This window comes from Alistipes provencensis (genome assembly GCF_900083545.1).
In the GTDB taxonomy this organism is placed as follows: domain Bacteria; phylum Bacteroidota; class Bacteroidia; order Bacteroidales; family Rikenellaceae; genus Alistipes; species Alistipes provencensis.
Genome location: NZ_LT559262.1, coordinates 3,414,485 through 3,429,279, shown reverse-complemented (window position 1 = coordinate 3,429,279; position 14,795 = coordinate 3,414,485). Strand labels below are relative to the sequence as shown.

10 protein-coding genes are annotated in these 14,795 nt (G+C 58.7%); all 10 read left to right on the top strand.

The genetic code is table 11. From position 1 onward, the window contains the following. Positions 1-145 precede the first annotated feature (145 nt). The 10 genes from BN5935_RS13415 (at position 146) to BN5935_RS13370 (ending at position 14,769) form a co-directional block, all read left to right on the top strand. Positions 146-1,681 carry a sulfatase family protein gene (locus BN5935_RS13415; RefSeq protein ID WP_082944154.1) on the top strand — a complete coding sequence of 512 codons (1,536 nt, stop codon included), beginning with the start codon at positions 146-148 and terminating at the stop codon, positions 1,679-1,681. A 31-nt stretch (positions 1,682-1,712) separates the two neighbouring features. Further along, entirely contained in the window at positions 1,713-2,054 is a 342-nt protein-coding gene (locus BN5935_RS13410; protein ID WP_064976545.1) for a BACON domain-containing protein, read from the top strand. 42 nt (positions 2,055-2,096) lie between these two features. Continuing rightward, positions 2,097-3,047 (top strand): FecR family protein, encoded by a 951-nt coding sequence (locus tag BN5935_RS13405; protein ID WP_235821114.1) that lies wholly within the window; start codon positions 2,097-2,099, stop codon positions 3,045-3,047. Between the two features lie 37 nt (positions 3,048-3,084). Beyond that, the gene (locus BN5935_RS13400; protein ID WP_082944153.1) at positions 3,085-6,516 is read left to right on the top strand and encodes a SusC/RagA family TonB-linked outer membrane protein; all 3,432 of its coding nucleotides are present in this window, start codon (positions 3,085-3,087) and stop codon (positions 6,514-6,516) included. Positions 6,517-6,528: 12 nt separating this feature from the next. Further along, on the top strand, positions 6,529-7,914 hold the full coding sequence (locus tag BN5935_RS13395; RefSeq protein WP_064976543.1) for a RagB/SusD family nutrient uptake outer membrane protein: 1,386 nt from the start codon (positions 6,529-6,531) through the stop codon (positions 7,912-7,914). A 27-nt stretch (positions 7,915-7,941) separates the two neighbouring features. Further along, complete coding sequence (locus BN5935_RS13390; RefSeq protein WP_064976542.1) at positions 7,942-9,978, top strand: outer membrane protein assembly factor BamB family protein; 2,037 nt, start codon at positions 7,942-7,944, stop codon at positions 9,976-9,978. Positions 9,979-9,992: 14 nt separating this feature from the next. Further along, positions 9,993-10,838, top strand: coding sequence for a sugar phosphate isomerase/epimerase family protein (locus BN5935_RS13385; protein WP_064976541.1), 846 nt, complete (start codon positions 9,993-9,995; stop codon positions 10,836-10,838). A gap of 27 nt (positions 10,839-10,865) precedes the next feature. Next, positions 10,866-12,539 (top strand): DUF6528 family protein, encoded by a 1,674-nt coding sequence (locus tag BN5935_RS13380; RefSeq protein ID WP_064976540.1) that lies wholly within the window; start codon positions 10,866-10,868, stop codon positions 12,537-12,539. Positions 12,540-12,796: 257 nt separating this feature from the next. Continuing rightward, a complete protein-coding gene (locus BN5935_RS13375; protein ID WP_064976539.1) occupies positions 12,797-13,345 on the top strand; it encodes an RNA polymerase sigma-70 factor in 549 nt (182 codons plus the stop codon). A gap of 23 nt (positions 13,346-13,368) precedes the next feature. Continuing rightward, positions 13,369-14,769 (top strand): sulfatase family protein, encoded by a 1,401-nt coding sequence (locus BN5935_RS13370; protein ID WP_064976538.1) that lies wholly within the window; start codon positions 13,369-13,371, stop codon positions 14,767-14,769. Positions 14,770-14,795 lie beyond the last annotated feature (26 nt).

Here is a 14,795-nt window from a genome sequence, read left to right as displayed (position 1 = left end):
CATATCTTTGATATTGTTAATCAGTAATATACGTTATTTTTACCGTTGCTTTTTCATAATGGAAAAAATAAAAATGCAATTCCTACCTAGCGGTGTTTGCCGGCCGTTTGTCCTTGTATAAAACCTTTAAACCCTTCACTGACCCATGAACAAGCGTATCCTTTTCGGTGCTGTGCCCGTTATTCCCTTGCTTGCAGGGAGTTGTGCCGGCGATCCGGCGGTTCCCGTTCCGGAAAATGTCCGCCCGAACATTATCTTTATCTTCTCCGACGACCTCGGTATCGGCGACCTGAGCTGCTATGGGGCGACGAAAGTCGCGACGCCCAACATCGACCGTCTGGCTGCGCAGGGGCAGCGCTTTACCAATGCCTATGCGACTTCCGCCACCAGTACGCCGTCGCGCTTCGGTCTGCTGACGGGCATGTATCCTTGGCGTCTGCCCAATACGCAGATCGCTCCCGGAAATTCCGAACTCATCATCGACACGGAGTGCCATACGCTCGCCGATGCCATGCACGACGCCGGTTACGTCACCGGGGCCGTGGGCAAATGGCATCTCGGTCTGGGGCCTGTCGGCGGCACGGATTTCAATGTCGAGATACGTCCCGATGCGCGTGATATCGGTTTTGATTACGAATATCTCATACCCGCTACGGTAGACCGTGTGCCGTGCGTCTTCGTGGAGAACGGACATGTCGTGGGGCTGGACCCCGCCGATCCGATCACGGTGAATTACGACCACAAGGTCGGCGACTGGCCGACGGGCGCCGAGAATCCCGAGTTGCTGAAACTGCGTCCGAGCCACGGACACGACAACACGATCGTCAACGGCATTTCGCGCATCGGATGGATGACCGGGGGCCGTTCGGCGCTGTGGGTCGACGAAGGTATCGCCGACACGATAGCCCTGAAAGCCACGCAGTTCATCGCCCGCCACAAGGATGAGCCGTTTTTCCTCTATATGGGAACCAACGACGTGCATGTGCCGCGCGTTCCGCATCCCCGTTTTGCGGGCAAGAGCGGCATGGGGACCCGCGGCGACGTGATCCTGCAGCTCGACTGGACGATCGGCGAGGTGATGCGCACGTTGGACAGCCTCGGCATCGCCGACAATACGCTGCTGGTTTTCACCTCCGACAACGGCCCCGCGATCGACGACGGCTATCAGGACGAGGCGGCCATGCGGCTGGGCGGCCATACGCCTTCGGGTATCTACCGAGGCGGCAAGTACAGCCTGTATGAAGCCGGAACGCGCATTCCGTTCATCGTGCGGTGGCCGGCGTTCGTGCGGCCGGGCGAGCAGGGTGCCGTCTTCTCCCAGATCGACGTCTACCGCTCGCTGGCATCCCTGACCGGCGTTGCACTGCCCGAAGGCGCTGCTCCCGACAGCCGCGATCATCTGCCCGAGTTGCTCGGGACGGGGCACGCCGACCGCGAATTCGTCATCGAGCAGAACCGCCAGAATACGCTGGCCATCCGCTGCGGCGAATGGAAATATTTGGAACCGAGCGACAAACAGAGCTATGAATACCGCAAGTCGGTCGAGTTGGGCAATTCGCCCCGGCCGCAGCTCTTCCGCATTTCGAAAGATCCGTGCGAGCGGTACGACGTAGCGGAGCGGTATCCCGAGATTGTCCGAGAGCTTGCCGGCAGACTCGAAGCCGTGAAACAAGGGCGATAGAATTCCGAAACAACCATAAAAAGATAAGGTTATGAAACGATTTTTTTGGATCGTCGGTCTGTTGGCGTGTATGCCGTTGACAGCATGCGACGACGACAATCCCGGAACCACCGACAGCGCCGTCGTCTACACGGCCGAAGGAAGCGTCAACGCGAGCGACGTCGAGAAGTCGATCACGCTCTACACGACCTGCGACTGGACCGCCGCGGGTGACGAATGGATCACGGTCGAGCCGGCCGGCGGTTCGCGGGGCGTTTTTGCCGTCCGCCTGAGCTTTGGAGCCAACGGTACGGGCAGTCCGAGGACCGGTACGGTGACTTTTACCGCCGGCTCCTACAAAGAAACCTATACATTCACCCAGAAGGCCGAATAAAGGCGTACCGTTATGGATAATAGAGAACGACAACGCCGGATCTTGAATTTCATCTATGCCCAGCCCGATATTCCGACTTCGGTCAGGCAGGCTTTCAGGCAATGGATGGCGGACCAAGATCGGAATCCGGAGGTCGACAGCCTGATGAAAGAACTGTGGGAAACGAACGATGCGGCGGCTTCGCCGGAAAGAATCCGGAAGGGGCTGGATCGGTTGCATTCGAAGATTCGCAGGAACCGCCTGCGGCGTGTACTCCGGTATGCCGGTGCGGCCGCCGCCGCTGTCCTGATGTTTGCAGGGGGCTATTTTTCCGCCACTCGCTCCGAAGAGGCTGTCGAGCGGATTACGCTGGTGACGGCGAAAGGGCACATGGGCGAATTCACCCTGCCCGACGGCACGCGCGTATGGCTCAACGAAGAGAGCCGGCTCGCATACGACGCCGATTTCTCCGGCACGGTCCGCGAGGTGACGCTCTCGGGAGAAGCCTTCTTCGAGGTCGAAAAGGATTCGCTGCGGCCGTTCCGCGTCGGCATGGGAGGGTTGGAGATCGAGGTGCTGGGTACGTCGTTCGATGCGATCGGATATGCGGCAGACCCTGCCCGGCAGATTATTCTCAAAAACGGTTCCGTCAGCATTTCGGGCGAGGGGCTTTCCCGTCCTGTCCGGCTTTGTCCCGACCAGAAGTTCACGCAGGATGTATTGCAGGGCGGATTCACCATCGAGCAGGTCGATGCACGGAACTACTGCCAGTGGTTCGAGGAGCGTCTGGTATTCTACAACATGCCGCTGACGGATATCATGGTCAATCTGGAACGCAAATACCATGTCGAGATCGTGCTTTCGTCGTCGCTTCCCGCCGACCGACGGCTGTCGCTGGTTGTTCAGCACGAACCGTTGGAAGACATCATGGAGGTTATTTCGAGACTGATGCCGGTCCGTTATCAAATCGACGGCGACCGGGTGTTCGTTACGGGCCGGGGCGGTTCCAGATAAACTTACAGCGCAAAACCTAATAACAAACCAAGTAATTATGAATGAACCGAATTTTTACCTGAAAACGATGTGGCGGGGAGTGCTGGCCGTCGTCCTGTGTGCCTGTTTCGCCATTCCGGCGCGGGCACAGACGCCGGTCGTCACACTCGACGCCCGGAACGTCACCATCAAGGAACTTCTGCAACGGATCGAGGCGGCGAGTCCTTACACGTTCGCTTATGTGAATGCCGAGATCGATACGCCTCCTCATCGGAGGGTTACGGTGAAAGCCGAAAACCGGAGTATCGAATCCATTCTTGCGGAGGTCCTTCCCGATGTGAGCGTCGAGATCAAAGGCCGCAAGATCATCCTCACGGCCAAGTCGAAAGAGACGCCTAAGGTCGCTGCGGACGCTGTCCGCACGGTGAAGGGGCGCGTGACCGACGAAAACGGTGCGCCCGTGATCGGTGCCACCGTCATCCTGAAAGGCACCACGACAGGCACGGCGACGGGGATCGACGGCGAATATACGCTGTCGATCCGTCAGAAAAACGCCGTGCTCGAAGTGTCGCTGATCGGTTATAACAAGGTTTCCGTCACACTTTCGGACACTCAGACGCAGGCCGACGTGCAGCTCGCCTCCGAAGCGATCGCCGTAGACAACGTGGTGGTCGTGGGCTACGGCGTGCAGAACAAACGCGACGTGACGACGTCGATCGCTTCGATCAAGGCCGAGGATTTCAAAGGGCTTGCGACGACCGATTTCCGCGATGCCATGGCCGCCAAGATGCCGGGCGTGCAGGTGCTCACGCTGGGCGGCCAGCCCAACGGCAACGTCTCGATCCGCATCCGCGGCATCCAGTCGGCCACCTCGGGCAACGAGCCGCTCTACGTCATCGACGGCATTCCGAGCGACGCCCGGGCCTTCTCGAACCTCGACAGCAACGATATCGAGAGCCTCGAGGTGCTCAAGGATGCTTCGGCTGCGGCGATCTACGGCTCGCGCGGTTCGTGCGGCGTCATCCTCATCACGACCAAGCGCGGTCAGGACGAACACCCCGTGATCCGTTACGACGGCCAGTTCAGTGTTTCGGGCGTGTCGAAAACCTATGATATGCTCAATGCCTACGAGTTCGCGCAGCTCTACAAGGAGTCGCGCGACAACGCCTACCTGACGGAGGTGCCGACGGGTTCGATCGACGATCCTTACAACGAACGCGGGGCGACGGGCTATTATAAGGTTCCGCCCATTATCACCGCCTATCTCGAGGACCGGAGCGGTACGCTGACCGACACCGACTGGCAGGATGCCATCTTCCGCACGGCGCTGTCGCACAAGCACAGTCTTTCGGTTTCGGGCCGCACCAAGACGCTGAGCTATTACGTCGGCGCCAATTACCTTTATCGCGAAGGAACGATCATCGGGTCGGATTTCGAGCGTTACGGAATGCGGGCCAATATCGACGGCAAGCGCAAGCGACTGAAATACGGAGCCAGCTTTTCGCCCTCCTACTCGAAATACAATTTCGTGGATGCGGACGCCCAGTACGGGAACGACGGTGTGATCGCCTCGGCACTGATGGCGGCTTCGATCTTCCCGGTCTACAATGCCGACGGCTCTTACAACTGGGACAACAACGGCTACCTGCGCCTCGAGGAGAACGGCGTGGGCGACACGCAGTTCAACGAAACGCTGAACCCCGTGGCGCTGGCGCTCGAAATCGACGACGTGCGCGAGCGGCTCAATATGCAGGGCAGCGTCTATGCCTCCTACGAATTCATCGACGGGCTGGAATACAAGATCACGGCCGGCGGCGACTATTACAACTATTCGCGCAACTATTACCGGCCGTCGTATATCCCGCTGAAAAACAAGGCCAATTACAAGGACCCGTCGAATCCCACGGCGAAGAGCATCACCAACTCCTATTTCCACTGGACGCTCTCCAACCAGCTCTCTTTCTCGCGCCGTTTCGGCGACCATTCGCTCAATGCCGTGGCCGTCTGGGAGGCGGAAAAGGAGCATGTCAAAACGTCGCAGATCGTCGGTACGGGGGTCAAGGGCGACGACAAGATCCGCACCACCAAGGGCAAGACCATCGACCCGGCGGAAACCTACAACAACGAGTATGCCTACACCTTCGCCTCGTGGCTCGTGCGTGCGCAGTACTCCTACAAGGGCCGCTACATGGTTTCGGCGTCGATCCGCGGCGACGGTTCGTCGCGCTTCGCCCCCAATACCCGGTGGGGTTATTTCCCCGCGGCCTCGGTGGGCTGGCGTGTGAGCGACGAGAGCTTCCTGCGCGATGTGAAATGGATCGACGACCTCAAGCTGCGTCTGAGCGTCGGCGTGACGGGCAATGCCCAGATCGGCAACTCGGAATATCTGCAACTCTACGGTTCGACGAACGTGGACCTCGGCAACGGTCTCCGGCCACAGGTCTACCCCTCGCAGATCGCCAATCCCGATCTGGGCTGGGAGCGGAACACGCAGTATGACGTGGGGCTGGACTTCAGTTTCTGGAAAGGGACGCTGGGCCTGACCGCCGATTACTACTATTCGAAGACGACCGACATGCTGTTCGACGTTCCCGTCTCGTCGGTGTCGGGACTCACCTCGTCCAACATGAACATCGGCTCGATGGAGAATCAGGGCGTGGAACTGGGGCTTACCTCGCGGCGGCGTTTCGGCGATTTCTCCTATTCCCTCTCGGCCAACTGGTCGCTCAACCGTAACAAGGTGCTGAGTTTAGGTGAAGGGAACGCCGACATCATCAAGGAGGCGTCGTTCGACGGGGCCTATTACATCACGCGCGTGGGCCAGCCCGTCGGCTGCTATTACCTGCTCGTACAGGACGGTATCTTCCACAACAAGGAGGAGCTGAACTCCTATCCCCATTTCAGCACCACGCAGGTCGGCGACTTCCGCTTCGTCGACACCAACGGCAACGGTATTCTCGAAGAGGATGCCGACCGCGTGATCGTGGGCAACTACATGCCCGATTTCTACTATGGCTTCTCGGTCAATCTTTCTTGGAAGGGCTTCGACTTGGCGGCCAACTTCCAAGGCGTCTACGGCAACGAGATACTCAACCTCGAACGCCGCTACCTGATGAGCAACTCCATGAGCCAGAACATGACCCGGGATGCATTGCAGCGTTTCCCCTACGGCGAGATGAACCGCCCGAACCGCAAGCTGACGGGCAACACCGCCGCCTGCACCTCGACGTTCCACGTCGAAGACGGCTCCTACCTGCGCCTGCAAAACCTCTCGCTGGGCTACACTTTCCCCGACAAGTGGACCCGCAAGGCCGGCATCTCGAAGCTGCGCGTGTATGTGCAGGGATCGAATCTCTTCACATGGACCGACTATTCGGGCTATAATCCCGAGGTCAGCAACCATGCGAGCGACGCCCTGCGTCCGGGCGAGGACTACTGCTCCTATCCGCTGGCACGCACGTTCAGCGTCGGCATCAACTTCAACCTCTAATCGACCGGAATCATGAAACCAACATATTATCTTTTGCTGGGCGTCGCGGCCTTCGGGGCGGCTTCCTGCACCGACAGCTTCTTCGAACAGTATCCGAGCAACAGCATCACGGAGAACAATTACTACATTACCGACGACGATTTCGACCAAGGGGTGGCGGCCTGCTACCACAAGCTCAAAACACAGATGGGCTACCACCTCAATGAACTGGCCTACCGCAGCGACGAGTGCTGCAAACAGGCCATGACGGTTTCCGATGCGGCGACCTACTATTTCGACCACTTCGAGGAGAATTCCAGCAACGCCATCATGAGCGATATCTGGAACGCTTGGTACAACGGCATCTACCGCTGCAACGACGTGCTCGATCACCTCGAAGGCCGTGAGGAACTGCCCAATTACGACAAATACCGCGGCGAAGTCCTCTTCATGCGGTCGTGGTGGTATTTTAACCTCTACCGGGCTTTCGGCGGCGTGCCCATTGCGCACAAGGTCGTATCCCCGGCCGATGCCAAGACGATCCGCCGCTGCACGGACGACGAGATGTATGTCCTGCTGACGGGCGATCTGGCCGAGGCGGCCCGGCTGCTGCCGGCGTCGAAGGGTGCCGAGAAAGCCCGTGTTACCGATATTGCGGCCTATACGCTGCTGGCGAAGGTTTACCTCACGTTCGGCAAACCCGGCGAGGCCAAGACGGCCCTCGAAGAGGCGATGAAGAATCCCAATTACGGCTTGGTCAACACTACGGCGGACGCCTTCAACGTGAAAAACAAGATGAACAAGGAGATCATCTTCGCACTCTACTACAACAAGGCCAACGATACGGGCCACGGCTATTGGTATTCGACCACCAAACCCGAAGAAGCACAGTTGACACAGCCCGCTCCGGTATTCCGGGCGCTCTACGACGCGCAGGACAACCGCCTGCCGTTGGTTTCCGAGTACACGGAGGACAAAAAAGGGACCTATCTGCTGAACAAGTGGTTCGACAACCGGAACGACGCTCTGAAAGGCAACGTGGTGGAGAATGATTTCCCGCACCTGCGCTATGCCGACGTGGTGCTGATGTACGCCGAGGCGCTGAATGCACTCGACCAGCGGACGCTGGCACTGCCTTATCTCAACAAGACCCGTACACGGGCCGGACTCGACGCGCTCGAAGCCGGGGACGTTCCCTCGAAAGAGGCCTTCATCGAGGCGCTTGCCGACGAACGCGGCCGTGAGTTCGCGCTCGAAGGCCACCGCTGGTTCGACCTCGTGCGACTGGGGCTGGCGCTCGACCGCTTCCACGAAATGGGCTACAAGCTCGATGCGCACAACCTGCTGTTTCCCATTCCGCAGAATCAGATCGAGATCGTGAACGACAAGGCGATACTCTGGCAGAACCCCGGTTACTGATCGTAAAACTTCAAAGCTGTTTCAATCATGAAAAAACTGATTCATATATGCATCCTGTCGGGCCTCGCGGCGCTCGCCGCGTCGTGCTGGACCGAAGATATTCCCGAGGCCGGCGCCGCACGGCATCAGGTCACCGATCTCGTGGCCACGCCGGGCGACGAGGAAGTGACCCTCGCATGGGAGATTCCCGACGGGTGGAATCCCACCGATTACATCGTTTTCTATACCGACGAGGAGTCGCAGACCGTGACGCTGCATACCGGCGGCGCAAGCCGGTATGTCGTCGACAAACTGACTAACGGCATCTCCTATAATTTCAATGTGCAGGCTGTTTACGGAAAACTGATCTCCAATGCCGTGAGCGTAGCGGGCCGTCCCTCCACGTCGCGTCTTCCGGTCACGGACCTCACGGTTACGGAGACGGGCGACGGATATGTGGCGCTCGCGTGGTCCGCACCTTCGACCCTCGTGGAGAAATATACGCTCTCTTATTACGACGAGGATATGCCGGGCGATATCCGGACGCAGGAGATCGCCCGCGACGTGACGTCTTACCGGTGCGAAGGGCTCACCAACGACAAGAATTATTACTTCCTGCTGGCGGCCGAATACGAAAAAGGAGCGGCCGAGGCGGATGTGATCCGCGCCATGCCGACCAAGGCCATTCCCTATTTCATCTCCTCGGAGACGGCGGCTGTCGACCAGCCCGTCACGTTCGAATTCAACCGGGCGGCCTATGCCGATGCGAGCGACGTGGCGTGGACTTTCCCCGACGGTGCGGTCCTCACGGGCGACAAGATACTTTCGGGATTCAAGACCACAGGCAGTCAGGTCGTCATGCTGTCGGCAAAAATCGACGAATCGCTGCGCGAATGGAAAATCACGGTCGAGATCCGTCCTTATGTCGTCAATTTCATGGATTGGGAGCAGGCCGACGGTGCCAAATACGAAAGCCCTACCTACACTTGTCCGGTGCTTTCGCCCGACGCTGCGACGGTATATGTCAATACGGGCAACAAGATCAGCAACCTCTATGCTTTCGACGTGCAGACAGGCAAACAAAAATGGACGTTCAGGCCGACCGACAACGGCGATACGCAGGCCGAGTCGAAATCGATGGCGGCCGTCAATCCGGTCTCGGGCGACATCTACTACGGAACCAGTGCAGGTGGGCAGTTCTATGCCGTGAAGCCGGACGGTACGCTGCACTGGAAGTTCAGCAAGTGCGGATCGATGAACTCGGCGCCTCCCGCTGTCAGCGCCGACGGTACGGTGGTTTACATCGTCGATGCGAAAGGCAATCTTTATGCGCTCGACGCCGAGACCGGTATGGAACGCTGGGGGGCGCCTTACGCAGCCGGCAGTTGCGGCTACGGGCTGCTGGTCAACGGCGGCGAGGTAGTCGTGGGGGCTAAAACGGCGGTCCATTTCGTGAGCGCCGCCGACGGTACGAAGATCGACGCCGTGACGGTTTCGATCGTCAACTCCATCGGTTTCGCCGTGAGTCCCGACCGGAAAAAGGCTTATTTCGCTTACGGAACGACTTTGGCGGCCGTTGATTTGGACTCGCATACGCTGTGTGCCCGGAGTGCAGCCGGGGGAGACAACTATTACCAACCCATCGTGGCCGGCGACGGAACGGTCTTCGCCGGAACGAAAGACGGATATGTACGGTTCTTCTCGTCCGATTTGCAGACGATGGTCCATGAAGAGCAGCCGAGCAGCGTGAAGAAGAATACTTTCAACTTCACGCGTCCGCTGGTCGATGCGAACAACCATTTTTACATTATGGCGTCCGGCAGCAGTACGGAGGACAGCCTCGTACTGGAATACGATACGTCCGGGAACAAGATTGCCGATTGGAGCTATACACAGAACAACGGTCAGAACGGCTGCAATCTCGCAGACGGTGTATTGTACACCGTGAACCAAGGTTCCGGAGACGGCGGAAACGGACTTTTTATCGGTAAATACATCGGGGCTGCGCGCGGCAGGGGATGGTCGTCGCACGGAGGCGACCACTGCGGCTCGGGTTGTATTCAGTCGTCGCTGATCGAATGGTAACGGACCGGGGAAAAATGAAAGGGATATTTTTAGGTTTGTTCCTGATGCTGGGCGGCGTGCTGTACGCCGCCCGGCCGATGGGAACCTCGCTCGGGATTCTCGGGGGACCGACGCAGGAGAAACTGGCGGAGGTTCGCGATGCCGGGATCGGGTATGTCGAGGTGACGTTCCACGCGTTCACCCACAAAACCCCCGATGCCGAGTGCTATGCCGAGGCTTTCGCCCTGCGCGAGAGGCTGGAGAAGGCCGGACTGAGGGTCTGGTCGTGCCACCTGCCTTTCGGCCGCAAATGCGACATTTCGGTCGTCGATCCCGTACAGCGGGAACGGAATGTAGCCTATATCGAACGGATGATCCGGCTGGCGGCCATCTTCCATCCCCGGCGGCTGGTGCTGCATCCCGGATCGCGGCCCATTTCGGAGGAGGAGCGCGGCGAACGCGAACGCTGCGCCGCCAACTCCATCTGCCGGCTGTCGCTCGCGGCGGAAGAGATCGGTGCGGTGCTGTGTGTGGAAAACATGCCCCACAGCATCGGCCGCACCTCGGCCGAGATGCTCCGCCTGATCGAAGGGTGTCCCGAGGTCATGGTCTGCTTCGACACGAACCACCTGCTTCTGGAGAGCCACGCCGACTTCATCGAGGCGCTCGGCGACCGGATCGCTACGGTCCATCTGTCCGATTACGACGGCCGCGACGAACGCCACTGGCTGCCCGGCAAGGGCGTGATCGACTGGCTGGACCTCTGCCGCAGGCTGCGGCGGGCGGGCTATCGGGGAGTGTATATCTTCGAGGTGCATCACGGCGAAGCCACATGCCGCGATCTCGTGAAAGCCTACGGACAAGTGCTGCGCAACAAATAACAATCAATCACTCAACTGACTTACGACATGAAAAACAGACTATACGGACTTTTCGCCCTGCTGGCCGGAACATTGCTTTTCGGCGCAGGGTGCAGCGACGACGAATCCGGACGCACGCTGCTTGCCGCAAAAACCAATCTGACACTCGCAAAATACTGCAACGCCGAAGGCGGCCTTACTTCGGTCGTCTGGAAGAAGGGCGAGCCGGCGGCTCTGGTCGCCGAAGGTCCCGGACGGACGGAACCCGTCTTTGCCGAACCGATTCTTCCCGGCACGGAGCGTTCGCTCTTCCTTTTCAACGTCACGGCGCCGCGAGGGCCCGTGGCCGTGGCTGCATGGTGGCCTGCCGATGCGCAGGTGACCTGCGAGGACGGGGTGCTGAAAACCACGGTCCCCACCGCGCAGGACGGGACGCTCACCCCCCCCCTGCTCGTGGGCCATACGACCGGGGTCGTCAACTCCTACGAAGGGGTCGACATGGAGCTTTCCCAGCTCGGATGCACGATGTATATCCGGCTCATCCAGAACAGCTACAAGGTTACACGCGCCGTCGTCGAAGCCAATGGCGGCGAGATGATCGGCGGCGAAGTGTCGGTCCGCATGGCGGACTGGGATGTTACGGCCTCGGCGCCGCAGGTGACCGTGACGCCCGCCGTTCCGGTCGACTGCGCGGCCGGAGGTCAGACGCTCGTCGCGCTGCTGGCGCCCGTGGACCTTTCGTCGGGCTATACGGTGATCCTGTACGACGGCGATACGGAGGTGGAGCGACTGGTCGACGATACACCGCGGCGGCTGGCGCAGGGCGGCAAGGTCGATACCGCCGAGGCGGAGAAACTCCCGACGCAACTGCTGTTCTGCGGCAACAACACCGCCTGCGTGATCGAAGTCGGGAGCGAATCGCCCGCCGATTATCGGGACGCCGTCGTATGGCGCTGGGATTCCCGCACGGTCGCTCCGGTTCTGGGCATTCCCGAATCGCAATGCCGTGTCGGCGAGGGCAAGCCTGTGGACAATGGCCGCAAACTGCTGCTGTCGGGCGCTACGGGCTGGTGCGTGCTTTATGACCGGCAGACCGACGCCATTCGCTGGTGGTCGACCTCCTGCCCGCAGGTGCACTCGTCCGATCTGCTGCCCAACGATAGGGTGGTGCTGGCCTGCTCGTCGGGTGCGGATGCCAACTGCAACAAGGTGCAGGTCTACGATCTCGGCCAAAACAATAAGGTGTTGTGCCAGTACGATCTGGAATCGGCGCACGGCGTGGTGTGGAACGAGACGACCCAGCGTCTTTATGCCATCGGGGGCAAGAGTCTGAAAATATACAAGTTGAAGAACTGGAACACCGACGCTCCCGAACTCGAAGAGGAACGGACGGTCGAGACGCCCAAGAATTCGGTACACGACCTTACGACGGTCAATTCCCACAGCCTTTGCATCGCAGGTAAAAGCGCCTATGTTTATAATACGGCGTCGGGAACCTTTTCCGAGCTGACCCACTTTTCGGCTTGCACGGCACTTAAATCGGTGAACTATAACGAGGATACCGGCGAGGCATGGTATACGGATGCGACCGTGCCCGAGGGGGATCAGGACTGGACCACGCAGACGCTGCGCCACACGTCGAATGTGAAAAGCGGGGAAGCGGACCTTTTGATCCGCATTCCCGATCTGAGCGTGTATAAGGTTCGGGTTTTGAGGTGGTAGGAATACCGCATGGCCTGCGAGATCTGCAACCGCAGACGCTCTATTCGGAGCGTCTGCGGTTCATCTGTGCGTGACGTCGCCTGTGGAGCCTCTGTGAGTCGTTTCGCGTACATAATGGTTCTTGTTTGCGTAATTCATAAAATGGAATAATCTTGCGATGCAAATGGTTAGACGCGACATGATTTTTTTGAATATCGTGTTGATCTGCCAGATAATATATTTGTATCCTTGCAACAAGAAAGGTAACTTTGTAAACAATGAACGAAGAGCAATTATTGTTAGACAGACTTGGTCAGGGGGATATTGATGCTCTCGATACGCTCTATGTACGTTATGCTCCGAGGGTGTACGACTTTTCACTTCGGTTTCTGAAAAATGAAACCGAGGCGGAAGACGTTACGCAGGATATTTTTCTGCAAGTGTGGGAAAACCGCTCCCTGATGGGGCAAGTGCTGTCGATCCGTGCCTACCTGTTCCGGATGACGCGCAATGCGATCTTCAATCGGTTCAAACGTTCCAAAATGCACCTGCAATACATTCGGCACTCCGAGACCCGCGAAACGGAACTGTCGGTCGACCCCGGCGGGCGCATAACGACGGAAGATCTGCTGGAAATGATCGAGCTGGCGATCGAGAACCTTCCGGAACAATGCCGGCGGGTGTTCAAAATGAGTCGTTACGAACATATGTCCTATAATGAAATCGCCGAAAACCTCGGGATCAGCCCGCATACCGTGCAGTTTCATATTTCGGTGGCACTGACGCGATTGCGTAAGATATTGTCTGTCATGTCATTTTTTGTCTGATGAAAAATTGAAGAATTATAATCATGAATACAACCTACTTCCAGACGACAGGTTTGTCCGTCTTATCGCTTGCGGCAGTCGGCTGCGGCGAGCAGCATCCGGGGATTGAATCTTCCGAACGTCCCAACATCGTGCTTTTTCTGGCTGACGACATCGGCGCCGAATGTTTCGGCTGCATGGGCGGCGTCTCCTACGACACGCACACGATCGATTCGCTGGCCCGCAACGGCCTTTTCTTCCGCAATATGCACGCCCAGCCGCTGAGCTCTCCCTCGCGTGTGCAACTGATGACCGGTCAGTACAACGACCGCAACTACGTCTGCTTCGGCTATATGAACGACGACGAACCCACCTTCGCCCAACTGGCCCGGCAGGCCGGCTATACGACCGGTATGTTCGGCAAGTGGCAGCTCGGACGCGACCGCGAGATGCCCACGCGGCTGGGATGGGACGAGTGGTGCCTTTTCCAGCTCGAAGTGTACAAGGAGTTCAACGGTCCGACCGGTACCGACCGTTACGCCAACTGCATGATGGACAACCACGGTCATTACGAATATTCGACCTACGGCCCCGACGGGTTCGAAGGTGCGGCATTCGAGTTCCTCGACCGGCAGAAAGAATCCGAAAAACCTTTCTTACTCTATTATTCCACGCCCCTCGTGCATACGCCCCATACGCCGACCCCCGATTCCGAGAGCTGGGATCTGGATTTCCTCGGGCGGTTCGGGAAGGACACCTCCAATTTCCGCGACATGGTGGCCTATCTGGACAAGAAGGTCGGACGCATGGTACAACGGCTCAAGGAGAACGGGCAGTGGGACAATACGATCTTCATCTTTACGTCGGATAACGGCACCTCGACGCGTATTGTTTCGCAGATGGCTGACGGAACGCTGCGCCGCGGCGGTAAAGGCGATCCGCGGGGCGTGGGGACTTCGGTTCCGCTGATCGTCTGCTGGGGCGACCGCATCGCGCCGCGCGCGAGCGAACGGCTGGCCGATTTTACGGATTTCTTCCCCACGTTCGCCGACGCCATGCGGATCGGGGTTCCCGCGGAGTGGAAGCTCGACGGCGTGAGCCTCTATCCCGAGATCGCGGGACAGAAACCCTTGGAGAAAGAGATTTCGCTGATGCACTACAATCCGCTTTGGCCGACGGCGCCGGCGCCGTATGCTTCGCGGGCTGCCCGTACCGCCGAATACAAATACTATTGGGACGGCCGCTTCTACAATACCAAAGAGGACTTTATGGAAGAGCATCCGATTGATATTGCAGTGTGCAGCGACGAGGTGAAGGAGATCTACCGCAGGCTGAAAGCACGGGTCGAAGAATGCCCCGATTTCCGCCCCGACATGCCCGGAGCTCCGCGGCGGGGCGATTACGGTACGTTCTACGACTTTGCAGAACCCAATAACCCGTTCTGATCAGCTACATTACTTGGAGCAATGAT